Genomic DNA, 23,012 nt, shown 5'->3' with positions numbered 1-23,012 from the left:
CCGGGATTCGTTTGGGAATTGAAAGTGGACCCGTTTAGCGTCATCCGGGCTGTTCGTCAGGCAGTGCGCCGCACCCGCGGCACCGGACAGTCATCGCCGAGTCCCCGCACGGCGCGAGCCAGGGGAGCCGGGGACCCAACGCAGTCCCTGGGGTGAATCGGACGCCCGCGCGAACCGCGAGGGGGTCCGTAGGAGACCTTCCTGCTCCGAACCCGTCAGCTAACCCGGTAGGCGAGAGGGAAGGAAAGGACCAGCCACCACATGGCGTTCACACGCGCCACCGGGAAGCACCGTCGTCCCAGCCGGATCCAGCGCGGCACGGCCCGCGCGGCGGGCGTCGCGGCCCTCGCCACCACCGGCGTCCTCGGCACCGTGGCCGCCCCGGCCGCCTTCGCCGCCGAGCCCGCCCCGGAGCAGACCGGCCTCACCCCGGTCGTCACCATGGGCGACACCGTGGCCCAGCAGATCGACGCCCAGGCCGTCGCGCAGCAGCACGCGGCCGAGGAGGCCGCCGCCAAGAAGAAGGCCGAGGAGGCCGCCCGCAAGCGGGCCGAGGAGGCGGCCGAGAAGGCCCGCGAGGCCAAGGAGCGCGCCGCCCGCGAGGCCGAGCGCAAGCGTCTCAACAGCTTCCAGTCCCCCATCCCGGGCTCCTACGTCTCCACCGGTTACAAGTCGGGCGGCGCCATCTGGTCCTCCGGCAGCCACACCGGCATCGACTTCCACGCCGCCACCGGCACCTCCGTCCACGCGGTCGGCATGGGCACGGTCGTCGAGGCCGGCTGGGGCGGTTCCTACGGCAACCAGGTCGTGATCAAGATGAACGACGGGACGTACACCCAGTACGGCCACCTGTCGTCCATCGGCGTCTCGGTGGGCCAGCGGGTCACCCCGGGTCAGCAGATCGGCCTGTCCGGCGCGACCGGCAACGTCACCGGCCCGCATCTGCACTTCGAGGCCCGCACGAGTCCTGAGTACGGCTCCGACATGGACCCCGTCGCCTACCTCCGCTCGCACGGCGTGGACGTCTGACGGCACCTTTCGCTGTTCCCGAGGCCCCGGCTCCCCGAGCCGGGGCCTTTCGGTTCCCGGCGGCCCGCTGTCCAAAAAATATCCCTGGATTCCGGCCTGCCGTCGGAAATTCGGGCTCATTGCAATAGAGTCACGGAACACGCGTCACTCGTCGGCGTTTCACGGGGATTAAGCGGAGGTCGGTCATGCGTATTCCCGCGCACTCGGTGTGCACGGCCATCCGGGACGACATCGTCGCGGGTGTCCACGCACGCGGCAGCCGGCTCACCGAGGAACTCCTCGCACGCCGCTACGGCGTCTCGCGCGTACCGGTCCGGGAGGCCCTGCGCACCCTGGAGGCCGAGGGCTTCGTGGTGACCCGGCGGCACGCGGGCGCGTGCGTGGCCGAACCCACCGAGCAGGAGGCGTCCGACCTGCTGGAGATGCGCATGCTGCTGGAGCCGCTCGGCGCCGCGCGGGCCGCCCAGCGCCGCACCGAGGCCCATCTCAAGGTCCTGCGCGGTCTGGTCCGGATGGGTCAGGAGCGCGCCCGCCGGGGCAACAGCGACGACCTGCGCTCCCTGGGTGGCTGGTTCCACGAGACGCTCGCACAGGCCTCCGGCAGCCCCGCGCTGACCTCGATGCTCACGCAGCTCCGCCACAAGATCCTCTGGATGTACGCCGTCGATCCACCGGCGAGCCCGGTGGAGTCCTGGAGCGAGCACGGAGCGATCGTGGACGCGGTGGCGCGCGGGGACGGCGAGCGCGCGCGGGCGGTCACGGCGCTGCACGCCGAGCGCGCGACGGCCGCGCACCGCCTGCGGTTCGGCTCCGCCGGGGAGCGCACCGAGCGTGTGAGGAACTCGCAACATGCCGTAAACACGTCGAGTCTGCGGCATTAACACGAGAGCCGTATACAAAGAGCAGGAAATTGCGGGGGGCTATTTCTGCTGTCGTCATTTCGCGGGAGAGAAATTAGCCGCGTGGCGAGGAAATGGCGAAGGGCTCGCCCGATGAATTCGGACGAGCCCTCCCGTGTGCGCCGGAGCCGGCGCGAATGGACTCAGACGGTCTCGGGCAGTTCCTCGAGACCCTCGGAGACCAGCTTGGCCAGTCGGTCCAGGGCGGCGTCCGCGCCCTCGGCGTCGGAGGCGAGGACGATCTCCTCGCCGCCCTGGGCGCCCAGGCCCAGAACGGCCAGCATGGAGGCCGCGTTGACGGGGTTGCCGTCAGCCTTGGCGATCGTCACCGGGACGCCTGCGGCCGTGGCGGCTCGGACGAAGATGGAGGCGGGGCGGGCGTGGAGGCCCTCGGCCCAGCCGACGTTGACGCGGCGCTCAGCCATGTGTTGCTGCCCTTCGGTGTTCAGGGTTGTCTAGACCAGTTTCCCATACGTGAAGCCCACCCGGAGCGGTCCTGTCGTTCCACTCCGGGGTGCCGTCGGATCGCGGCCTCGACCCGACTGACGCCCTCCACAGACTGCCTCGCGCCGTTGTCAGGCGCTAGCCGTACTCTGGGGCCCATGCAGACCTCGCCGGACCGGCACGAGTATCCCGCCCACTGGGAGGCCGACGTGGTGCTGCGCGACGGTGGCACCGCGCGCATCCGGCCCATCACCGTCGATGACGCCGATCGCCTCGTCAGCTTCTACGAGCAGGTCTCCGACGAGTCGAAGTACTACCGCTTCTTCGCGCCGTACCCTCGCCTGTCCGCCAAGGACGTCCACCGCTTCACGCACCACGACTTTGTGGACCGGGTGGGACTCGCGGCCACGGTCGGCGGCGAGTTCATCGCCACCGTACGCTACGACCGGATCGGCGCGGACGGAACGCCCGCGTCCGCACCGGCCGACCAGGCCGAGGTCGCCTTCCTGGTCCAGGACGCCCACCAGGGCCGCGGGGTCGCCTCCGCCCTGCTCGAACACATCGGAGCCGTCGCCCGCGAGCGCGGCATCCGCCGCTTCGCCGCCGAGGTACTGCCCGCCAACAACAAAATGATCAAGGTGTTCACGGACGCCGGGTACACCCAGAAACGCAGCTTCGAGGACGGCGTCGTCCGTCTCGAGTTCGACCTGGAACCCACCGACCGCTCCCTCGCCGTGCAGTACGCGCGCGAACACCGCGCCGAGGCCCGCTCCGTGCAGCGGCTGCTCGCGCCCGGCTCGGTCGCCGTCATCGGCGCCGGGCGCACCTCGGGCGGCGTGGGCCGCAGTGTCCTCGGCAACATCCGCGACGCCGGGTTCACCGGCCGGCTGTACGCCGTGAACAAGGCCCTCCGCGAGGAGCAGAAGGAACTCGACGGCGTGCCCGCGCACCGCTCGGTGCGGGACATCGACGGCCCGGTCGACCTCGCGGTCGTCGCCGTACCGGCCGAAAACATCACCGAAGTCGTCACCGAGTGCGGCGAGCACGGTGTGCAGGGGCTCGTCGTGGTCTCCGCCGGCTACGCCGAGAGCGGCCCCGAGGGGCGCGAACGCCAGCGTGCGCTCGTACGGCACGCGCGCACGTACGGCATGCGCATCATCGGCCCCAACGCCTTCGGCGTCATCAACACCTCCCCCCGGGTGCGGCTCAACGCCTCCCTCGCCCCCGAGGTCCCCCGCCCGGGCCGGATCGGCCTGTTCGCCCAGTCCGGCGCCATCGGCATCGCCCTGCTGTCCCGGCTGCACCGGCGCGGCGGCGGCGTCACGGGCGTGAGCGGCGTCTCCACCTTCGTCTCCTCCGGCAACCGGGCCGACGTCTCCGGCAACGACGTCCTGCAGTACTGGTACGAGGACCCGGACACCGACGTCGTCCTCATGTACCTGGAGTCCATCGGCAACCCCCGCAAGTTCACCCGCCTCGCCCGCCGCACCGCCGCCGCGAAGCCACTGGTCGTCGTCCAGGGCGCCCGGCACGCCGCCGCCCCCCAGGGGCATGCCGTACGGGCGACCCGGCTGCCGCACGCGACCGTCTCGGCCCTGCTGCGGCAGGCCGGCGTCATCCGGGTCGACACCATCACCGAGCTGGTGGACGCCGGCCTGCTCCTCGCCCGCCAGCCGCTGCCCGCCGGCCCCCGGGTGGCGATCCTGGGCAACTCCGAGTCGCTCGGCCTGCTCACGTACGACGCGTGCCTCGCGGAGGGCCTCCGGCCGCACCTCCCGCAGGATCTGACCACAGCGGCGTCGGCGGCGGACTTCCACGCGGCCCTGTCGCGCGCGCTGGCCGACGACCGGTGCGACGCGGTGGTGGTCACCGCCATACCGGCGGTGGGGGAGCGGTCGGTCGCGGACGAGGCCCTCGCGCAGGCACTGCGCTCGGCGGCGGCCTCGGCTCCTGCCAAGCCGGTCCTGGTGGTGCACGTGGAGCTCGGCGGCCTGGCGGAGGCCCTGTCGGCGGCGGCGAGCACGGCGCCTCAGGCCGGGGCGGACCATCCTTCGCACAGCGCCCCTCGCCCGGCCTCCGCCGAACAGCGACTTCCCGCTGCCGAGGCCCCCGAAGGCACCCACCTCATCCCCGCCTACCCCGCAGCCGAGCGCGCCGTCCGCGCCCTCGCCCAGGCCGTCACCTACGCGCAGTGGCGGCGCGACGCCGCCGACCCCGGCAAGGTGCCCGAGTACGACGACATCGACGAGAAGGGCGCCGCCGCCCTGATCGAAGGCCTCCTCGCGCGCGGGCAGGGACTCACGCTCGGCACGGAGGAGACCTGCGACCTGCTCGGCCACTACGGCATCCAGGTCCACCGCGCCCTGCCGGCCCCGACCCCCGACGCCGCCGTCGAGGCCGCCCGCACCCTGGGCTACCCCGTGGCCCTCAAGGCCACCGCACCGCACCTCAGGCACCGCGCCGACCTGGGCGGCGTACGCCTCGACCTTGCCGACGAGGAGCAACTGCGCCGGTCGTACGCCGAGTTGACCGAACTGTTCGGCGCGGCGGAGGAACTGCGCCCCGTCGTGCAGCGCATGGCACCGCGCGGTGTGGACGTCGTCGTCCGGGCCGTCATCGATCCCGCGGCCGGCGCCGTGCTCTCCTTCGGGCTCGCCGGGGCCGCCTCCCAGCTGCTCGGGGACACGGCGCACCGGCTGATCCCGGTGACCGACCGCGAGGCGACCTCCCTGGTGCGGTCGATCCGCACCGCGCCCCTGCTGTTCGGCTGGCGCGGCTCCGCACCGGCCGACACCCGCGCCCTGGAGGAGCTGCTGCTGCGGGTGTCCCGGCTGGTGGACGACCACCCCGAGGTCGTCGCGGTCACCCTGGAACCGGTGGTCGTCGCCTCGCACGGCCTGAGCGTCCTGGGCGCCTCCGTCCGCCTCGCGCCGCCGCCCGCCCGCGACGACCTCGGCCCGCGGACACTCCCCGCGTACTGACAGGGGCCGAGCGGTGCCTCGCAGTCAGTGGACCCCCGTAGGATGGGCGTCATGGCCAAGACCAGTACGACGACCCAGGGGCTGCGGGCGGCGATCGAGCGCAGCGGCTACTACCCGGCCCTCGTGGCCGAGGCGGTGGAAGCCGCCGTGGGCGGCGAGCCCATCCGGTCGTACCTGGTCCACCAGGAGACGACGTTCGACCAGAACGAGGTGCGGCGGCATGTGACGGTGCTCGTCCTCACCGACAACCGCTTCATCGTCAGCCACACCGACGAGCAGGCCGCCGACAGCACCTCCCCGACGCCCTACGCCACGACGTCGACGGAGTCGGTGAAGATCGGCCGTATCTCGTCGATCGTGGTCAGCCGCGTGGTCGCCAACCCGGAGTCGTACCAGCCGGGCACGCTGCCCCGCGAGGTGGTCCTCACCATCGGCTGGGGCGCTGTCTCCCGCATCGACCTGGAGCCCGCCGCCTGCGGCGACCCCAATTGCGAGGCGGACCACGGCTACACCGGCAACTCGACGGCGGACGACCTCAGCCTGCGCGTCAGCGAGGCCGGGGACGGACCGGAGACCGTGCGCCAGGCACTCGCCTTCGCGCAGGCCCTCTCCGAGGCGACCGCGGACACCGGCCGCTGATGGCGCAGCCCAAGACGGCCTGGGACCCCCATCCCGAACCGCTCGCCGTCGCCTCCGCACCGGTCCCCGAGTACGGCGGCGGATCGCTCGCCGACCTCCTGCCGACCCTGGCCGCCGGCCTGGACGTGCCGGGCATGACCGCCACGATCCCCGAGCTGGCCCCCGCCGACCGGAACTGCGTCTTCCTGATCGACGGCCTCGGCTGGGAGCAGCTCAAGGCGCATCCCGAGCACGCGCCCTTCATGACGTCCCTGCTCGCCACCTCGCGCGGCGGCACCGGGCGCCCGCTCACCGCCGGCTACCCGGCGACCACGGCGACCTCCCTCGCCTCCGTCGGCACCGGCCTGCCGCCCGGCGCGCACGGCCTGCCCGGGTACACCGTGCGCAACCCGGACACCGGCGAGCTGATGAACCAGTTGCGCTGGCAGCCGTGGACCCCGCCCGGCGCCTGGCAGCCTTACCCGACGGTCTTCCAACTGGCGCACGCGGCGGGCGTGCACGCCGCGCAGGTGTCGTCCCCGACCTTCGAGAACACCCCGCTGACCCGGGTCGCGCTCAGCGGCGGAACATTCCTCGGGCGGCTGACCGGCGAGGACCGTATGGACCTGGCCGCCGAGCAACTGGCCGCGGGCGACCGCTCCCTGGTGTACACGTACTTCGCCGAGGTCGACGGCGCCGGCCACCGCTTCGGCGTCGACTCCGACGCCTGGCGCGGCCAGCTCATGTACGCCGACCGCCTGGTCCAGCGCCTGGCCGAGCAACTGCCCCCGCGCAGCGCGCTCTACGTCACCGCCGACCACGGCATGATCGACGTGCCCTTCGACGAGGAGCACCGCATCGACTTCGACGAGGACTGGGAGCTGAGCGCCGGCGTCGCCCTGCTCGGCGGCGAGGGCCGCGCCCGGCACGTCTACGCGGTGCCCGGCGCCGCGAACGATGTCCTGACGTGCTGGCGCGAGGTGCTGGGTGAGCAGTTCTGGGTCGCCTCACGCGACGAGGCCATCGCGGCGGGCTGGTTCGGCCCGCAGATCGACGAACGGGTGTACGACCGGCTCGGCGACGTGGTCGCCGCCGCGCGCGACGACGTCCTGCTCATCGCCTCCGAGCGGGAGCCGAAGGAGTCGGCGATGGTCGGCAACCACGGTTCGATGACCCCCGCCGAGCAGCTGGTTCCCCTGCTCGAAGTACGCTCCTGAAGTCCCGCTTCCGACCTCCCGCCCGACCTCTCCCGCCGAAAGGTGCTCAACTCGACATGCCCGAGCTGGTGTTCTTCTCCGGAACGATGGACTGCGGGAAGTCGACGCTGGCTCTCCAGATCGAGCACAACCGCTCGGCGCGCGGCCTGCAGGGCATGATCTTCTCCCGTGACGACCGCGCCGGTGAGGGCAAGCTGTCCTCGCGCCTCGGTCTGGTCACGGAGGCGGTGGAGGTCGAGGACGGGCAGGATCTCTACGCCTACCTCGTCGACCACCTCTCGCAGGGCGGCCGCGCGGACTATGTGATCGCCGACGAGGCGCAGTTCCTCGCGCCGGAGCAGGTCGACCAACTCGCGCGCGTGGTCGACGACCTGAGCCTGGACGTCTACGCCTTCGGCATCACGACCGACTTCCGCTCCAAGCTGTTCCCCGGATCCCAACGACTGGTGGAACTGGCCGACCGGGTCGAGGTGCTCCAGGTCGAGGCCCTGTGCTGGTGCGGCGCCCGTGCCACGCACAACGCCCGCACGATAGACGGCGTCATGGTCGTCGAGGGCGCCCAGGTGGTCGTCGGCGACGTCACCCGCTCCGCCGACGAGGTCGGCTACGAGGTCCTGTGCCGCCGCCACCACCGCCGCCGCATGACCGCGGCGACGGCCCGCGCGGCGGCCCTGTCCCCGGACGTGCTGCCGGTGTCGTCCGTCTGACCAGCCGCCGGACGGACAGGCCGGGCGCGGGCTCGGCCGCTCCCCGGACCGGCGTACGCAGGATCGGCGCGCCCCACGCCACAGCGGTGCGGCAGGCCGAGCAGCAGCGCCACAGCCCCAGCGTCCACCGCCTCACCGACTGTCCCGGGGGACCGTCAACTCGGTCGTTGCAGCAGCGCGAACCGCGCCCCTTCCGGATCCGCCACCGCCGCCACCCGGCCCTGTGCCGTGTCGTGGACCGGCTTGAGGACCTGCCCGCCCAGGTGGACGAGGTGGTCCAGCGCGTCGTCGACGTCGGCGACCTGGAAGTAGGTCACCCAGTGCGGGCCCCGGTCGCGGGGCAGGGCCTGGCCCAGTCCGTGGATCCCGGCGACCGGCCGGCCGTCCAGATGCAGGGTCACGTAGTCGAAGTCGGCGGAGATCACCGGCTCCTCCTCGAGGCCGAACACCGTCCGGTAGAACTTGGCGGCGCTCGCCGACTCGAAGGTGAGCAGCTCGTTCCAGGCGGGCGTACCGGCGACGCCCGAGACGACCGTGCCGAGATGCGCGGCGGCCTGCCAGACGCCGAAGACCGCGCCCGAGGGATCGGAGCCGATGGACAGACGCCCGGCGTCGGCGGCGTCCAGCGGCCCCACGCCGATCGTGCCGCCACGGCTGCGCACGGTCTCGGCCGTCAGATCCACGTTCTCCGAGGCGAAGTAGGGCGTCCACGTGATGGGCAGATGCCGGTCCGGCGGCAGCCGCCCGATGCCGGCCACCTCGCGCCCGTCGAGCAGCGCGCGCACGTAGGGGCCGAGTTGCTGGGGGCCCGGCTGGAACTCCCAGCCGAACAGCGCTCCGTAGAATTCCTCGGTCGCGTCAAGTCCGTGCACCATCAGGCTCACCCAGCAGGGCACGCCGGGTGTGTGCCGAGCGGGCGCCTCGCCGTTCGGGCGGGCCGACCCCCGTGCGTCGGTCATCGTCACTCTCTTCTCGGCCTCGTGGTGGCCGTGCTCTCCGCAGCCCTCGTGGGGCACGCCCTGTGGGGCGGCTTCTGCCCGGGAGAATGCCCGATGTGCGGGCCCCTGTCCCTTGCGGCGCGCTTGTCGGCACCTGTCGTTCAGCTGTACAGCATGTGCTTGTTCCCGTACGCCGCGTGATCGCCCGGGTCCGGCCGAGCAGAGTAGCCGGACACGGACGGCTCGGCCACCCCCGTGCGCGAGGATGGGGTCATGAACGCCATCATCTCCGCTTCCGACCTCGCGACCGACCTGGCGGGCCCCCGCCCGCCGGTCCTGCTCGACGTCCGCTGGCAGCTCACCGCGGCCAAGGCGGCCGGTGAACCACCGTTCGACGGCCGGGCCGCGTACGCGTCCGGGCATCTGCCCGGGGCCGTCTACGTCGATCTGGACCGGGAGTTGGCCTCCGCGCCGGGCCAGGGCGGCCGGCACCCGCTGCCCGATCTCACGGTCTTCGGTGCCGCGATGCGACGGGCGGGCGTGTCGTCCACGGTGCCGGTGGTCGTCTACGACGGCGGCCAGGGCTGGGCGGCGGCCCGGGCGTGGTGGCTGCTGCGCTGGACGGGTCACCCGGACGTGCGGGTCCTCGACGGCGGGCTGCCGGCCTGGGAGGGCCCGCTGGAGCAGTCCGAGCCGGCCCCGGCGGAGGGCGACTTCGTGCCCGAGCCGGGGGTCACGGGACTGCTCGACGCCGACGCCGCCGCGGAGTTGGCGCGGTCCGGGGTGTTGCTGGACGCGCGGGCGGGGGAGCGGTACCGGGGCGAGGCCGAGCCGATCGACCCGGTGGCCGGGCACATCCCGGGTGCGGTGTCTGCGCCCACCACGGACAACGTGGGGGCGGACGGCTGCTTCCTGCCCGCCGAGGAACTGCGCGAGCGCTTCAAGGGGCTCGGCGTGTCCGGCGGTTCGCCGGTCGGCGTGTACTGCGGGTCCGGGGTCTCCGCGGCCCACGAGGTCCTGGCGCTGGCGGTCGCGGGCGTTCCGGCGGAGCTGTACGTGGGGTCGTGGTCGGAGTGGTCCTCGGACCCGGACCGGCCGGTCGCGGTGGGGCCGGATCCCCGGTAACCCGGCATGACGAAGGGGCCGCGCCCGGAAGGCGCGGCCCCTTGTCCCCTGCACCTCTTGCAGCCGGAGTCGGCTACTCCTGCTTCTTGCGCCGTGTGCCGAACACGATCTCGTCCCAGCTCGGGACGGCCGCTCTGCGGCCGGGACGGACGCCGTCGGCTTCGGCCTGGCGGTCGGTGGCACCGATGAGGCGGTCGCGGTGGCTGCCGACGGAGCGCGGCATGAGGACGTCCGCGTAGGCGGAACCGGCCGAGGCCGCGGGAGCCGGGGGCTCCTCCTCCTCGGGTTCGACGACGGGTTCCTCGTCGGGTTCCGGCGCGGGGTGCTCCGGAACGACGAGATCACCGCGGAAGCTCGGCACCGCCTCCAGCAGGCTGGTCAGCGAGTCGCGCTCGCCCGTGCTCTCCTCGATCGGTTCGGACGCCTGCGCGGGCAGGCTGGGCCGCTCGCGGTCGGCGGGACGGTCCAGCGGTCTGTCGCGCGGCAGCCGGGCGATCCGGGGGACGAACGGGAAGCTGGGCTCGGGCGCGGCGAGGTCGTCGGACTCGCCGATCAGCGAGCGGGCCTCGTCGTCGACGGCCTGGACGAGCCGCCGGGGCGGGTCGTACGTCCAGCTCGCCGAGTGCGGCTCGGCCGCGACGCGGTAGACCAGCAGGACCTCCCACGTGCCGTCGTCGCGACGCCACGAGTCCCACTGGACGGTGTCCTTGTCGACGCCGCGCATCAGCAGCCGCTCCTGCACGGCCTCGCCCAGTGGCGGACCGGAGTTCTCGCCGGGACGGCGGACCGGGGTCTTGCGGGCCCGTTCGGCCATGAAGGCACGCTCGGCGAGCACCGGGCCCTCGAAGCGGCGCACCCGGTCGACGGGGATGCCTGCCATCTGCGCGACCTCCTCCGCGGTCGCACCGGCACGTATACGCGCCTGGATGTCGCGGGGGCGGAGGTGACTCTCCACCTCGATCTCGATCTGGCCGAGGCGGGGACGGTCGCCGCGTACGGCGGCGCGGAGCCGTTCGTCGATCGGAAGCGTGTACTCCGTGCTGTCCGCAGCCTTCAGCACCAGCCGTGTGCCGTCATTCGAGACGGCCACGACACGCAGTTCGGGCATGGGGACCTCCCGGGTGGTGCCTGCCGACGTCACGTGCGTCGCTGCTTCCGCTAGTCGAGTGTGGCCTGCCCGGGTGCAGCCTGCCACAACCTTGCCGAGTTGCCCGGCGTGTCGGGCGCGGGCCCTGGATCGCCGTTATGGCACGGTTACCTATTCGCAACGCTAAGTGACGAACTTCATCACCCTGTGCAACTAGCCCCCTCCCGGCGGTCCTTAAAGGCCCCGTACACCCTGACGGGAGACCGGACCCAGGGTTCGCCACAGTACTCCATTTGGGCCACGTGCGTGGATTGGCACGCCGCCGAACTTCCGGCAAGACGGGGGACATGGCCACCCCTTGCCCCCATTTCTCGATCTTGAACGTGGGGAACTTCCGCGGCGCGAGGGTCGTGGCCCGCTGGCCGGCGGTCGTGTCCGCGGCCCGAGCACCGCCGCCACCCGGCGAGTTCAGCGAGGGCACCGTCCACCGCGCCCGGGTCAGGGGCTGGAAGCGTCCGGTGCTCGCCGCGGCCGTCGCCTTCGACGTCACGATGGCCGGAATCACCACCTACGAGCTCGTGTCCGGCCGCAACCTCAGCGGCGGACGCAGCACCTCGGTCGGCGACGCCTTCTCCGGTGGCCGTGACTCCTCGCCGGACTCCGGGCTTTCAAGCGGCTCGGAGGCCCCGGGGCTTTCCGGCGGCTCGGGAAACTTCGACGATTCGGACTCCGGTTCGGGGGATGACGGCGGGGTTACGACCGGCCCCTCCGGCATCGGCGCACCCTCGGACGGGGACGCCTCACCCTCCCCTGACGAGGGCGGCGGTACGGCACCGAGCCCGACCCCACCGCCACCGCGAGCGAGGACCCCGGGCACATCAGCCCGAGCGCGTCGCCTACGCCCCCAGAACCCTGCGCAAGTAGTCGTTCTGGAACCGCCGATCAGGGTCGAGGCGATTCCGCAGCGCCGTGAACTCGCCGAACCGCGGATACACCCGGGAGAAGTACTCGGCGTCCCGGGTGTGGATCTTGCCCCAGTGCGGACGGCCCTCGTGCGCGGTGAAGATGCGCTCGGCCGCGGTGAAGTACCGCTGATAGGGCGAGCCCTGGAACATGTGGACGGCGATGTACGCGCTGTCGCGGCCGGAGGCGGTGGACAGCGTGATGTCGTCGGCGGGGGCGGTGCGCACCTCGACGGGGAAGCTGATCCGGAGGCCGGAACGGTCGACCATCGTCTTCAGCTCGCGCAGCGCCTCGACGACGGCCGCGCGCGGAACGGCGTACTCCATCTCCACGAAGCGCACCCGGCGCGGGGACGTGAAGACCTTGTAAGGGATGTCGGTGTAGGTCCGCGCGGACAGGGCCTTGCTGGAGATCTGGGCGATCACGGGGATCGTGGCGGGCACCGCTCGGCCGACCCAGTTGGCCACCTGGAAGACGCCGTTGGAGAGGAACTCGTCCTCGAACCAGCTCTGGAGCTGGGGCACCGGCTTCTCCGGGCCCGCGCTGCGGTTGTTGCGCTTGGTGTTGGTGTTCCCGGTGTGCGGGAACCAGTAGAACTCGAAGTGTTCGTTCTCCGCCCACAGTTCCTCGAAGTCCGCGAGGACCTTGTCGAACGGCATCGGTTCCTCGCGGGCCGTGAGCAGGAAGACCGGCTCGACGGCGAAGGTGATGGCGGTGACGATGCCCAGGGCGCCGAGGCCGACGCGGGCCGCCGCGAAGACCTCCGGGTTCTCCTTCTCGGAGCAGGTGAGGACCGAGCCGTCGGCGGTGACCAGTTCCAGGCCCTTGATCTGGGCGGCGATCGAGCCGGAGTCGCGGCCGGTGCCGTGCGTGCCCGTACTGGTGGCCCCGGAGACGGTCTGCTCCATGATGTCGCCCATGTTCGTGAGCGACAGGCCCTCACGGGCCAGAGCCATGTTGAGCCTCTTGAGCGGGGTGCCTGACTCCACCGTGACCGTCATGGCCTCGCGGTCGATGTCGCGTATGCCGGTCATCAGTTGAGGGCGGATCAACACACCGTCGGTCGCGGCTATGGACGTGAAGGAGTGCCCCGTGCCGACGGCCTTCACCCTCAGGCCGTCCTCGGCTGCCCGCCGTACGGCGGCGGCCAGCTCGTCGACGGAGGCCGGGGTGACCTCCCGCGCGGGACGCGCCAAGACGTTGCCGCCCCAGTTACGCCACGTGCCGTTCTTTCCGTTCGCTGTGCTGCTCAACGGAGCCTCCCCGACCCGGTGCCGGTCGCTTGAGCCGGCGGAACCCGAGGAAACCCACCGCGACCGCGACGGCTCCGGACACTGCCGGAACCCCGTACCCCGCACGCGCCCCGGCCGCGTCGATCACCCAGCCGGCCGCGGAGGAGCCGAGTGCGACCCCGACCGCGAGCCCGGTGCTCACCCAGGTCATGCCTTCGGTGAGCTGCGCGCGTGGTACGTGCTCTTCGATGAGGGACATGGTCGTGATCATCGTCGGAGCGATGGACAGACCCGCAACGAACAGCGCCACGGCCAGAGACGGCAAGTTTCCGACCAGTAGGAGGGGGATCATACTCACGGCCATGGCGCACACGCCCAGCAACCACCGGCGTTCCGGTGCCCCGGCGAAGTGCAGCAGCCCGAAAACCATGCCCGCCACACAGGAACCCGCCGCGTACAGCGCGAGGACGATGCTCGCGGCGGCCTTGTGCCCCTCCTCGTCGGCGAAGGCCACGGTCACCACGTCTACCCCACCGAAGATCGCCCCGGTGGCGACGAAGGTGACCACCAGGACCTGAAGCCCCGGCGCGCGCATCGCGCTGCCGCCGGCCTCGCGTTCGCGCGGGTACGGCTCGGGCTCGGTGGCGCGCTGCGCGGTCAGCCAGAACACGCCGACGGCCAGGAAGCAGGCGGCCAGCAGCGGACCGGCCTCAGGGAACCAGGCCGTGGACAGGCCGATGGAGATGATCGGCCCGAAGACGAAGCACACCTCGTCCACCACGGACTCGAAGGAGTACGCGGTGTGCAGCTGCGGGGTGCCCCGGTACAGGGCCGCCCAGCGGGCGCGGATCATCGCGCCGACGCTCGGTACGCACCCGACGCCGGCGCAGGCCACGAACAACACCCAGTCCGGCCACCCGTAGTGCGCGGCGAACAGCAGGACGGCCGCCGCCGTGAGTGAGATCAGCGTCGCCGGGCGCAGCACCCGCCGCTGCCCGTACTGGTCGACCAGGCGCGAGACCTGCGGTCCGGCCACTGCGGCGAAGAGCGCGATGGTGGCGGACAGGGCACCGGCCAGCCCGTACCTCCCGGTGAGCTGGGAGATCATGGTGACCACGCCGATGCCCATCATCGACACCGGGATGCGACCGAGGAAGCCCGCTGCGGAGAACCGCTTGGAGCCGGGAGCGGCGAACAGGGCGAGGTAGGGGCTGGGCAACGGGGTCTCCGAAGGGCTCGGTAACCTGCGAACGCAGGGGATACAGCTTACGCGTGAAGAAGCCCTCAGACACCGGGCCGGAAACCAGTCACGGACCGGCCTCGACGCCACCGGTCGCGCACGTGTCACCCCGCCGTTTCCTGCCCGTCGGTGCCGGGTGGCAGGATCGACTCATGCCAGACGCGCGCGATGTCAGCCCCTACGACGCCCTGCTCCTGCTCTCCTTCGGCGGCCCGGAAGGCCCGGACGACGTGGTCCCGTTCCTGGAGAACGTGACGCGCGGGCGAGGCATCCCCAAGGAACGCCTCAAGGAGGTCGGGCAGCACTACTTCCTCTTCGGCGGGGTCAGCCCGATCAACGACCAGAACCGTGCCCTGCTGGACGCCCTGCGCAAGGACTTCGCCGATCACGGCATGGACCTGCCGGTCTACTGGGGCAACCGCAACTGGGCGCCCTACCTGACGGACACGCTGCGCGAGATGGTCCGCGACGGCCGCCGCCGCGTCCTGGTCCTCGCCACCAGCGCCTACGCCTCGTACTCGGGCTGCCGCCAGTACCGCGAGAACCTCGCCGACTCCCTCGCCGCCCTGGAAGCCGAGGGCCTTGAGCTGCCGAAGATCGACAAGCTGCGGCACTACTTCAACCACCCGGGGTTCCTCGAGCCCATGATCGACGGGGTGATCCGGTCCCTCGCCGAGTTGCCCGAGGACGTCCGGGACGGGGCGCACATCGCCTTCTCGACGCACTCGATCCCGACGGCCTCAGCCGACACCTCCGGGCCCGTCGAGGACCACGGCGACGGCGGTGCGTACGTCAAGCAGCACCTGGACGTGGCCAAGCTGATCGCGGACGCCGTCCGGGAGCGCACCGGCGTCGACCACCCCTGGCAGCTCGTCTACCAGTCCCGCTCCGGCGCCCCGCACATCCCGTGGCTCGAGCCCGACATCTGCGACCACCTCCAGGAGCGGCACGCGGCCGGTGTCCCGGCCGTGGTGATCGCCCCCATCGGGTTCGTCTCCGACCACATGGAGGTCCTCTACGACCTCGACACGGAGGCCAAGGCCAAGGCGGAGGAGCTGGGGCTGCCGATGCGCCGCTCGGCCACCGTCGGTGCCGACCCGAGGTTCGCCGCCGCGATCCGCGAGCTCGTCGTGGAGCGCGCCGCCGTCGAGCGCGGACAGCAGGTCACCCCCTGCGCCCTGGGCGCCCTCGGTCCGAGCCACCACCTCTGCCCGGTCGGCTGCTGCCCGGCCCGTGCCCCCCGGCCCGCCGCCGCGGGCGCCGACAGCACCTACGCGTGAGGAGCCCTGTGACCGACCCCCTGCACACGGACCTGCTCGAACTCGCCCAGGAGGCCGCCCGCCACGCCGGCGCGCTGCTGCGGGACGGGCGTCCGGCCGATCTCGCGGTCGCCGCGACCAAGTCCAGCCCCATCGACGTCGTCACGGAGATGGACATCGCGGCGGAGAAGCTGATCACCGGCCTGATCGCCGAGCGCCGCCCGGAGGACGGCATCCTCGGTGAGGAGGGCGCCTCCACGGAGGGCACGAGCGGCATCCGCTGGGTGATCGACCCGCTCGACGGCACGGTCAACTACCTGTACGGGCTGCCCACCTGGGCGGTCTCCATCGCTGCCGAGCAGGACGGCGACACCGTCGTCGGAGTCGTCGCGGCCCCGATGCGCGGCGAGACGTTCCACGCCGTGCGCGGTGGCGGCGCCTGGGCCACCGGAGCCTGGGACGGCGAGCGCCGACTGGCCTGCCGCCCCGCGCCGCCCCTGGACCAGGCGCTGGTCTCCACGGGCTTCAACTACGTCCAGAAGGTACGCGCCCACCAGGCCGAGGTCGCCCAGCGACTGATCCCGATGCTGCGCGACGTCCGACGGGGCGGCTCGGCCGCGGTCGACCTGTGCGACCTGGCCGCGGGGCGCCTGGACGGCTACTACGAGCGCGGTCTGCACCCCTGGGACCTCGCAGCGGGGGACCTGATCGCCCGGGAGGCGGGTGCGCTGACCGGTGGACGCCCTGGTGAGCGCCCGTCAGGTGATCTGGCGGTCGCGGGGACCCCGGGCGTCTTCGAGCCCCTCCAGCGCCTCCTGGAGGACTTCGGCGCCTGGCACGACTGAGAGCCGCCCGGGCCGCGAACGACAGAGGGCGGCTCAGGGCCGTCGCACCACGCCGGGCGTGGCCTCGGGCCGTCGTGCGACGTGGGGCGCGGCCTCGGGCCGTCGTGCGACAGTCGGCTGCGCGCTGAACAGCGTGTGAACACCGCCGCGGGACGACGAAGCGGGCCCCGGCGCTGGATTCGCCGGGGCCCGCTTCGTACGGCCTGATCAGACGCTCGTCGTGGCGCCGACCTCCACACCGTGCTCGGCGGCGAGACGGCGCAGGTCGTCGAGCTCACCCTGCTCCACCTCGACGAGGAAGTCGTCGCCCTCGTCGCGAGCCCGGGACAGATCGGACTCGGTCGCCCTTATGCGCTGCAGAAGTCCTGCCGTGAATGCGTCCATGCTGCGCCCCCTCGTCCTGGGTCGTGGGTCGATGGCACGGGGGTGTGCCGTTCAAAAGGGACGATCACGTCTGATGCGGATGCCCGGCGCCGCGCGGCCGGGCGGCGACGGTGCCGGACACCCACGCCCGCCCTGCGGAAAGCGGATCGGTGCGCACCGCATGGGAGTGCGGTACCAGCAGAGCGTGATCGTGGGATGTAAAGCCGTCCTCCCCAAGCTCCCTTCCGCGGAAACCTAACCGGAGGGGAAAATCTCGTATTCCCGCCCGGGCCCTCGGCCCCCCACTCGCCTTACCTCCGACTTATGGTCGAAACGGGCAGGATGGAGGGCACCACACAAGACACCGTCGAAGACCCCTGCCCGCGTGCGCCCAGCGCTGCGCGGGCGGACATGAGGAAGGACCAGGGACGTGCGCGTACTCGTCGTCGAGGACGAGCAACTGCTCGCCGATGCGGTGGCCACCGGACTGCGCCGGGAGGCCATGGCCGTCGACGTCGTCTACGACGGTGCGGCCGCCCTGGAGCGCATCGGCGTCAACGACTACGACGTGGTCGTCCTCGACCGCGACCTCCCGCTCGTGCACGGCGACGATGTCTGCCGCAAGATCGTCGAGCTCGGTATGCCCACGCGCGTGCTGATGCTCACGGCCTCCGGTGACGTCAGCGACCGCGTGGAGGGCCTGGAGATCGGCGCCGACGACTACCTGCCCAAGCCGTTCGCGTTCAGCGAGCTCATCGCGCGCGTGCGTGCCCTGGGTCGGCGTACGAGCGTGCCCCTGCCGCCCGTCCTGGAGCGCGCCGGGATCAAGCTCGACCCCAACCGCCGCGAGGTCTTCCGCGACGGCAAGGAGGTCCAGCTCGCTCCCAAGGAGTTCGCCGTCCTGGAGGTGCTGATGCGCAGCGAGGGAGCCGTGGTCTCCGCGGAGCAGCTCCTGGAGAAGGCGTGGGACGAGAACACCGACCCGTTCACCAATGTCGTGCGCGTGACGGTCATGACCCTGCGCCGCAAGCTGGGCGAGCCGCCCGTCATCGTCACCGTCCCCGGCTCCGGATACCGGATCTGATCACCCGTGGCAACGACTCCAGCGCCTCCCCAGGCGCCCCCGAAGCCCACCTGGGACCCCAGAAGGCCCGTGCCGCCCTTTCCGTGGCTGCGCCCGACCATCCGCATAAGGCTCACGCTGCTCTACGGCGGCATGTTCCTGATCGCCGGCATCCTGCTGCTGTCGATCATCTACCTGCTGGCCGCGCAGGCGCTGAACGTGGGCAGCGATCTCCCGTTCAAGATCGTCGAGGGCAAGGTCACCAGCGACATCTGCAACCTGCCCGACCAGGCCTCGCCCGCCGAGTTCAACAACGCCATGAACCAGTGCGTCAACGACCAGCGCCAGCACGCCCTGGACAACCTGCTCAGCCGCTCGCTGCTCGCGCTGCTGGGCCTGGCGGTCATCGCCTTCGCGTTCGGCTACGCCATGGCCGGCCGCGTCCTGTCGCCGCTGGGCCGGATCACCCGCACCGCCCGCGCGGTGGCGGGCTCGGACCTGTCGCGCCGGATCGAGCTGGACGGCCCGGACGACGAGCTGAAGGAGCTGGCGGACACCTTCGACGACATGCTGGAGCGGCTGCAGCGCGCCTTCACCGCCCAGCAGCGCTTCGTCGGCAACGCCTCGCACGAACTGAGAACGCCGCTGGCGATCAACCGCACGCTCCTCGAGGTGCACCTGTCCGATCCGAACGCGCCAGTGGAACTCCAGCAACTCGGCAAGACGCTGCTGGCCACCAACGAGCGCAGCGAGCAGCTCGTCGAGGGCCTGCTGCTGCTCGCCCGCAGCGACAACCAGATCGTCGAGCGGGGCCCGGTGGACCTCGCAGAGGTCGCCGGTCAGGCCATCGACCAGGTGCACGCCGAGGCCGAGAGCAAGGGTGTGCGGATCCGCGGCGAGCAGAAGCCCGTGGTCGTCCAGGGCAACGGCGTGCTGCTGGAGCGGATCGCGCTGAACCTGGTGCAGAACGCCGTGCGCTACAACGTGCCCGAGGGCGGCTGGGTCGAGGTCACCACCGACGTCCAGCACGGCCAGGCGGTCCTGGTCGTGTCGAACACGGGACCGGTTGTGCCGGCGTACGAGATCGACAACCTCTTCGAGCCGTTCCGGCGGCTGCGCACGGAGCGCACGGGAAGCGACAAGGGCGTCGGACTCGGTCTGTCCATCGTCCGGTCCGTCGCCCGGGCGCACGGCGGGCACATCTACGCGCAGCCGCGCGAGGGAGGGGGGCTCGTGATGCGCATCACGCTGCCCATCTGAGATCATGGCGCCGATCAACTCGACGACACCCGAAGATGTTCGCTTTACGCGGAATTCCCGAGACATCGCCGTGCGTGTCCCGTGTGTGATCGATCACAGGGGCAACTTTCCGGTCATCTACTCTCCGTGATCATGTGTCCTGTCGGAAAGCCGGGAAAGTCCCGGTTTTCGGGGGTCTTGATCACGGGAAGTACACGGTGAGACGCCTTTGTAGTGCGGCATTCGGACCGTGTACGGTCCCCATCGCCATCCAAGCCGATCACTCGTGAGGAGTCCGGTTGGGTGTCGATTGAGTAACAGACCTTGATGTGAGGCAAAATCTCCGCCTCAGGTCGGGCACAAGTCCGGCCTCTCACGCGTTACGTGCGCTGGAGACACCGCAGACACCCAGAGGGGGAGAGCGACCATGGCAACCGATTACGACACTCCACGCAAGACCGACGACGACGTCGACTCGGACAGCCTTGAAGAGCTGAAGGCTCGTAGGAACGACAAGTCGGCCTCCGCCGTGGACGTCGACGAGTTCGAGGCCGCAGAAGGCCTCGAACTGCCCGGAGCCGACCTCTCGAACGAGGAACTGGCAGTCCGAGTGCTCCCGAAGCAGCAGGACGAGTTCACCTGCATGAGCTGCTTCCTGGTGCACCACCGCAGCCAGCTGGCCCGGGAGAAGAACGGTCAGCCGATCTGCCGCGACTGCGACTGAGGGCGGGTCGGCCGTGACTGGCTCGACCCCTCCCTGGAAGCGCCGCTTTTCCAAGCGGAAAGCGGACGAAGGGCCGACCGACGGCCCGCGGTACGACGCGCGTGACGATGAGCGAGGCCCCACCGGTACGGGGGCGGCCTCGCTCGAACCGGCAGCGGACCGGGGTGACCTCCCGGCATCCGTGGACGTCCCCGCACCCGTCGCCCGGCGGCGGGTGGGGGCGATCCGGGAGCGGGCCAGGTCGAGCGCCCGCAAGGGCGGCGACCGGGCCCGGGCGGGGCTCGCCTACCTCGCCGACCGGATCATCGATCTGGCCCCCAGGGTCCCCGTACGGGACCTGGCGACCCTGCGCAGACAGTTCCCCGGCCTCGGGCCCGAGGAGCTCGCGGACAAGCTCGTGGCGGGCGCGTCGAAGGCGACGGCGACGGTCGGCGCGGGTGTCGGCGCGGCGGCCATGCTTCCCGTGCCGCCGGCGATGCCGACGGAACTGGCGGCGGAGGTCACCGGCGTCGCGGCGATCGAGCTGAAGCTGATCGCCGAACTCCACGAGGTGTACGGCGCACGGCCGCCCGGCAACCTCAAGCAGCGCAGCACCGCTTACCTCGACTCGTGGTCGGGGGAGCGCGGGATCGACGCGTCCAAGCCGTCGACGTTCAGCACGGCGCTGAACAGCCGCATGAAGCGCGAGCTGCGGCAGCGGATCATGAAGCGGATGGTCCGCAACATGCCGAACCTGATGCCGTTCCTGGTGGGCGCCGCCGTGGGCGCGGCGATGAACCGCAGCGAGACGAGGAAACTCGCCGGCCGGATCCGCGAGGACCTGCGCAAGTTCCAGGTGCCCTGGGAGTCCCTGGAGCAGCTTCCCGCCCTGCAACGTCCCGCGGACGCCCTGGAGATGGGCGCGATCACGAACGACCCGCTGGGCCGCCACGAACAGCGGCACCACGAGGACCACCAGCAGGACGGCAGACCCGGCGACCAGCCCGGCGACGGGCGCTGATCCCGCCCGTCCCGTCTGCCGGGCGATGCCTCGCACAGGTGTGCCAGGCCCTGTCGTCACATTCCGCCTGCCCCTCGACGCCATGCACGCACTCCCGCCGCACCGGGCGAACATGCCCAAGTGCGTCCGGTGCAGGACTTCCGCACGGCACGCCGAGAGCACGCACCTGCCGCCGCGGGGCCGCCCTCCGGGCGACGACGGGAAGGTGACGACAGACCTCAGGCCGACTTGGCCGCCCTCAATGCCTCCGCGAGGCGCTCCGGCTCGCGCGTGGACAGGTAGAGGTACGGAGTCGGGTCCTGCGGATCCGTGACCTCCACGCGCAGGGCCGTGGGGATGTAGGCCCGCAGCAGCATGAAGGCGCGCGGGTCGGCCTTGTGGGTGCGCCAGGCGCGGGTTTCCTCCGCGTCCAGCACCTCCGCCTCGCCCAGTGCCGCCACGGGGATCTTCGCCTCGCCCGCGATCAGGCAATCGCCCACGACGCGGATGCGGACCGAGCCGTAAGAGCTCGCGGCGACGGCCGCGACCGCGGTGCCCCCGGCCAGGCCGCCGAGCATCGGCAGCGTGCCGAACGGGAGCAGGACCAGGGCCATGGAGACCCCGACGAGGAACGAGATCAGCCACCAGGTCCGCGGGGCGGTGAGGCGTTCTTCGTACGGGGCGGCGGAGAGCTGCATGGAGTCAAGCTTGGCACGGTGTCTTGAACGGGCCGACGCGCGGGTAAGGTCTGCGGCTGTGAGTCGTACTTCCGCCGCTCTTCAGCCACCGGCCGACGCCGTGCGACCGGTGCGGCATCCGGATGCCCCGGCGCCCGGCGAGCTCCTCGGTGCGCACTACGGCCAGTGCTTCGGCTGTGGCGGCGACCAGCCGCACGGGCTGCACCTGCAGGCACGGGCCGGCGAGGGCGTGTCCCTCACCGCCGAGTTCACGGTGCAGCCCGCTCACCAGGGCGCCCCGGGTCTCGCGCACGGAGGCGTGCTCACCAGTGCCCTTGACGAGACCCTCGGCTCGCTGAACTGGCTGCTGCGCACGATCGCCGTGACCGGGCGGCTGGAGACGGACTTCGTGCGGCCCGTGCCCGTCGGCACCACGCTGTACCTGGAAGCGGAGGCGACGGCGGTGGCCGGGCGGAAGATCTACTCGACCGCGACCGGACGCGCGGGCAGCCCCGACGGGCCTGTCGCCGTACGCGCCGACGCGCTCTTCGTCGAGGTGAAGGTCGACCACTTCGTCGACCACGGCCGCCAGGAGGAGATCCAGGCGGCCATGAACGACCCGGACCAGGTCCGGCGCACCCGTGCCTTCGAGGTGAACCCGTGAGCCAGGACAGCTCCGGGAGCGCCGTCGACCTTCTGAGCCAGGCGGCCCCTCTTGCCCCGGCGGTCTCCCGGAGTCCGTTCGCACCTCTGAGCGCAGTGAGTTCCCTGGACGCCGTCGACCCCACCAGCTCCGCCACCCCGGAGAGCCCCATGACCCCCACGAGCCCCTCGAGCCGGCAGCCGGTCGACGTGCTGATCCGGCGCGTCGATCCGGACGTACCGCTTCCGTCGTATGCGCACCCCGGTGACGCGGGTGCCGATCTGCGGACCACCGCGGCGTGCGAACTGGCCCCGGGCGAGCGGGCCGTGCTGCCCACGGGAGTGTCTGTGGCGTTGCCGGAGGGGTACGCGGCCTTCGTGCACCCGCGATCCGGTCTGGCCGCGCGCTGCGGCGTCGCCCTGGTGAATGCCCCGGGGACGGTTGATGCCGGGTACCGTGGGGAGATCAAGGTGATCGTGGTGAATCTCGACCCGCGCGAGACCGTGCGGTTCGAGCGCTTCGACCGAATCGCCCAACTGGTCGTCCAGCAGGTCGAGAGGGTCCGCTTCCAGGAGGTCGCGGAGCTTCCCGGCTCCGCGCGGGCCGAGGGGGGCTTCGGGTCCACCGGAGGCCATGCCGCGGTGGACGGGACGAGCGGCACAAGCGGTCAGGCCGCCGTGGGCGGTCAGGCGGGTGGGAATCGATACGCTTCGGTCGTATCCGACCGGGAAGGACAGTGA

Annotated in this window: 22 protein-coding genes and 1 riboswitch; of the genes, 15 read left to right on the top strand and 7 right to left on the bottom strand. The window is 71.7% G+C overall.

Annotated features, from left to right (window positions below):
- Nucleotides 1–84: 84 nt before the first annotated feature.
- A riboswitch (cyclic di-AMP (ydaO/yuaA leader) is annotated at nucleotides 85–249 on the top strand.
- 12 nt (nucleotides 250–261) lie between these two features.
- Both ACWD1U_RS03160 and ACWD1U_RS03155 read left to right on the top strand, forming a co-directional pair.
- Nucleotides 262–1,029, top strand: coding sequence for a M23 family metallopeptidase (locus ACWD1U_RS03160; protein ID WP_451103925.1), 768 nt, complete (start codon nucleotides 262–264; stop codon nucleotides 1,027–1,029).
- Nucleotides 1,030–1,214: 185 nt separating this feature from the next.
- Nucleotides 1,215–1,910 carry a GntR family transcriptional regulator gene (locus tag ACWD1U_RS03155; protein WP_451103924.1) on the top strand — a complete coding sequence of 232 codons (696 nt, stop codon included), beginning with the start codon at nucleotides 1,215–1,217 and terminating at the stop codon, nucleotides 1,908–1,910.
- A 161-nt stretch (nucleotides 1,911–2,071) separates the two neighbouring features.
- Here ACWD1U_RS03155 and ACWD1U_RS03150 read toward each other — a convergent pair whose 3' ends face one another.
- On the bottom strand, nucleotides 2,072–2,353 hold the full coding sequence (locus tag ACWD1U_RS03150; RefSeq protein WP_003993478.1) for an HPr family phosphocarrier protein: 282 nt from the start codon (nucleotides 2,351–2,353) through the stop codon (nucleotides 2,072–2,074).
- Between the two features lie 177 nt (nucleotides 2,354–2,530).
- Between ACWD1U_RS03150 and ACWD1U_RS03145 the strand changes: the two genes are divergently transcribed.
- From ACWD1U_RS03145 to ACWD1U_RS03130, 4 genes are read left to right on the top strand one after another with little or no spacing between them, the layout of a single operon-like run.
- Nucleotides 2,531–5,353 (top strand): bifunctional acetate--CoA ligase family protein/GNAT family N-acetyltransferase, encoded by a 2,823-nt coding sequence (locus ACWD1U_RS03145; RefSeq protein WP_451103923.1) that lies wholly within the window; start codon nucleotides 2,531–2,533, stop codon nucleotides 5,351–5,353.
- A gap of 51 nt (nucleotides 5,354–5,404) precedes the next feature.
- Nucleotides 5,405–5,992 carry a DUF5998 family protein gene (locus tag ACWD1U_RS03140; RefSeq protein WP_451103922.1) on the top strand — a complete coding sequence of 196 codons (588 nt, stop codon included), beginning with the start codon at nucleotides 5,405–5,407 and terminating at the stop codon, nucleotides 5,990–5,992.
- Complete coding sequence (locus ACWD1U_RS03135; RefSeq protein ID WP_451103921.1) at nucleotides 5,992–7,188, top strand: alkaline phosphatase family protein; 1,197 nt, start codon at nucleotides 5,992–5,994, stop codon at nucleotides 7,186–7,188. Before ACWD1U_RS03140 ends, ACWD1U_RS03135 begins: the two co-directional genes overlap by 1 nt.
- 56 nt (nucleotides 7,189–7,244) lie before the next feature.
- Nucleotides 7,245–7,895, top strand: a complete 651-nt coding sequence (locus tag ACWD1U_RS03130) for a thymidine kinase (RefSeq protein ID WP_451103920.1) — start codon at nucleotides 7,245–7,247, stop codon at nucleotides 7,893–7,895.
- Nucleotides 7,896–8,050: 155 nt separating this feature from the next.
- On the opposite strand, the gene ACWD1U_RS03125 is transcribed toward ACWD1U_RS03130, so the two are convergent.
- A complete protein-coding gene (locus tag ACWD1U_RS03125; RefSeq protein ID WP_451103919.1) occupies nucleotides 8,051–8,854 on the bottom strand; it encodes a VOC family protein in 804 nt (267 codons plus the stop codon).
- Nucleotides 8,855–9,106: 252 nt separating this feature from the next.
- Between ACWD1U_RS03125 and ACWD1U_RS03120 the strand changes: the two genes are divergently transcribed.
- A complete protein-coding gene (locus tag ACWD1U_RS03120; protein WP_451103918.1) occupies nucleotides 9,107–9,958 on the top strand; it encodes a sulfurtransferase in 852 nt (283 codons plus the stop codon).
- 73 nt (nucleotides 9,959–10,031) lie between these two features.
- On the opposite strand, the gene sepH is transcribed toward ACWD1U_RS03120, so the two are convergent.
- From sepH to ACWD1U_RS03105, 3 genes are all read right to left on the bottom strand, one after another.
- Nucleotides 10,032–11,066 carry a septation protein SepH gene (gene sepH, locus ACWD1U_RS03115; protein ID WP_451103917.1) on the bottom strand — a complete coding sequence of 345 codons (1,035 nt, stop codon included), beginning with the start codon at nucleotides 11,064–11,066 and terminating at the stop codon, nucleotides 10,032–10,034.
- 875 nt (nucleotides 11,067–11,941) lie between these two features.
- Complete coding sequence (locus ACWD1U_RS03110; RefSeq protein ID WP_451103916.1) at nucleotides 11,942–13,261, bottom strand: D-arabinono-1,4-lactone oxidase; 1,320 nt, start codon at nucleotides 13,259–13,261, stop codon at nucleotides 11,942–11,944.
- Nucleotides 13,221–14,459, bottom strand: coding sequence for an MFS transporter (locus tag ACWD1U_RS03105; protein WP_451103915.1), 1,239 nt, complete (start codon nucleotides 14,457–14,459; stop codon nucleotides 13,221–13,223). Before ACWD1U_RS03105 ends, ACWD1U_RS03110 begins: the two co-directional genes overlap by 41 nt.
- 173 nt (nucleotides 14,460–14,632) lie before the next feature.
- On the opposite strand from ACWD1U_RS03105, the gene ACWD1U_RS03100 reads away from it, so the two are divergent.
- Both ACWD1U_RS03100 and ACWD1U_RS03095 read left to right on the top strand, forming a co-directional pair.
- Nucleotides 14,633–15,760: a ferrochelatase gene (locus tag ACWD1U_RS03100; RefSeq protein ID WP_451103914.1), complete on the top strand. Its 1,128-nt coding sequence runs from the start codon at nucleotides 14,633–14,635 to the stop codon at nucleotides 15,758–15,760.
- Nucleotides 15,761–15,768: 8 nt separating this feature from the next.
- Nucleotides 15,769–16,584, top strand: a complete 816-nt coding sequence (locus ACWD1U_RS03095; protein ID WP_451103913.1) for an inositol monophosphatase family protein — start codon at nucleotides 15,769–15,771, stop codon at nucleotides 16,582–16,584.
- A gap of 207 nt (nucleotides 16,585–16,791) precedes the next feature.
- Here the strand turns inward: ACWD1U_RS03095 and ACWD1U_RS03090 are convergent, their stop codons facing one another.
- Nucleotides 16,792–16,968: a hypothetical protein gene (locus ACWD1U_RS03090; RefSeq protein ID WP_451103912.1), complete on the bottom strand. Its 177-nt coding sequence runs from the start codon at nucleotides 16,966–16,968 to the stop codon at nucleotides 16,792–16,794.
- Between the two features lie 409 nt (nucleotides 16,969–17,377).
- Here ACWD1U_RS03090 and ACWD1U_RS03085 point away from each other — a divergent pair, with 409 nt between their 5' ends.
- The 4 genes from ACWD1U_RS03085 to ACWD1U_RS03070 all read left to right on the top strand — a co-directional run bounded on the left by ACWD1U_RS03085 (nucleotide 17,378) and on the right by ACWD1U_RS03070 (nucleotide 20,973).
- Nucleotides 17,378–18,031 carry a response regulator transcription factor gene (locus tag ACWD1U_RS03085; protein ID WP_003993508.1) on the top strand — a complete coding sequence of 218 codons (654 nt, stop codon included), beginning with the start codon at nucleotides 17,378–17,380 and terminating at the stop codon, nucleotides 18,029–18,031.
- Nucleotides 18,032–18,037: 6 nt separating this feature from the next.
- Entirely contained in the window at nucleotides 18,038–19,270 is a 1,233-nt protein-coding gene (locus tag ACWD1U_RS03080; RefSeq protein WP_451103911.1) for a sensor histidine kinase, read from the top strand.
- Between the two features lie 406 nt (nucleotides 19,271–19,676).
- The gene (locus ACWD1U_RS03075) at nucleotides 19,677–19,973 is read left to right on the top strand and encodes a DUF4193 domain-containing protein (RefSeq protein WP_003993510.1); all 297 of its coding nucleotides are present in this window, start codon (nucleotides 19,677–19,679) and stop codon (nucleotides 19,971–19,973) included.
- Between the two features lie 13 nt (nucleotides 19,974–19,986).
- A complete protein-coding gene (locus ACWD1U_RS03070; protein ID WP_451103910.1) occupies nucleotides 19,987–20,973 on the top strand; it encodes a hypothetical protein in 987 nt (328 codons plus the stop codon).
- A gap of 218 nt (nucleotides 20,974–21,191) precedes the next feature.
- On the opposite strand, the gene ACWD1U_RS03065 is transcribed toward ACWD1U_RS03070, so the two are convergent.
- On the bottom strand, nucleotides 21,192–21,650 hold the full coding sequence (locus tag ACWD1U_RS03065) for a DUF3093 domain-containing protein (RefSeq protein WP_451103909.1): 459 nt from the start codon (nucleotides 21,648–21,650) through the stop codon (nucleotides 21,192–21,194).
- 58 nt (nucleotides 21,651–21,708) lie between these two features.
- Between ACWD1U_RS03065 and ACWD1U_RS03060 the strand changes: the two genes are divergently transcribed.
- Both ACWD1U_RS03060 and dut read left to right on the top strand, forming a co-directional pair.
- Nucleotides 21,709–22,293, top strand: a complete 585-nt coding sequence (locus tag ACWD1U_RS03060; RefSeq protein ID WP_451103908.1) for a PaaI family thioesterase — start codon at nucleotides 21,709–21,711, stop codon at nucleotides 22,291–22,293.
- Between the two features lie 149 nt (nucleotides 22,294–22,442).
- Nucleotides 22,443–23,012: a dUTP diphosphatase gene (gene dut / locus ACWD1U_RS03055; protein ID WP_451103975.1), complete on the top strand. Its 570-nt coding sequence runs from the start codon at nucleotides 22,443–22,445 to the stop codon at nucleotides 23,010–23,012.

The organism is Streptomyces sp. NPDC002788 (genome assembly GCF_053592115.1).
This window is presented reverse-complemented; position numbering and strand designations above follow the sequence as displayed.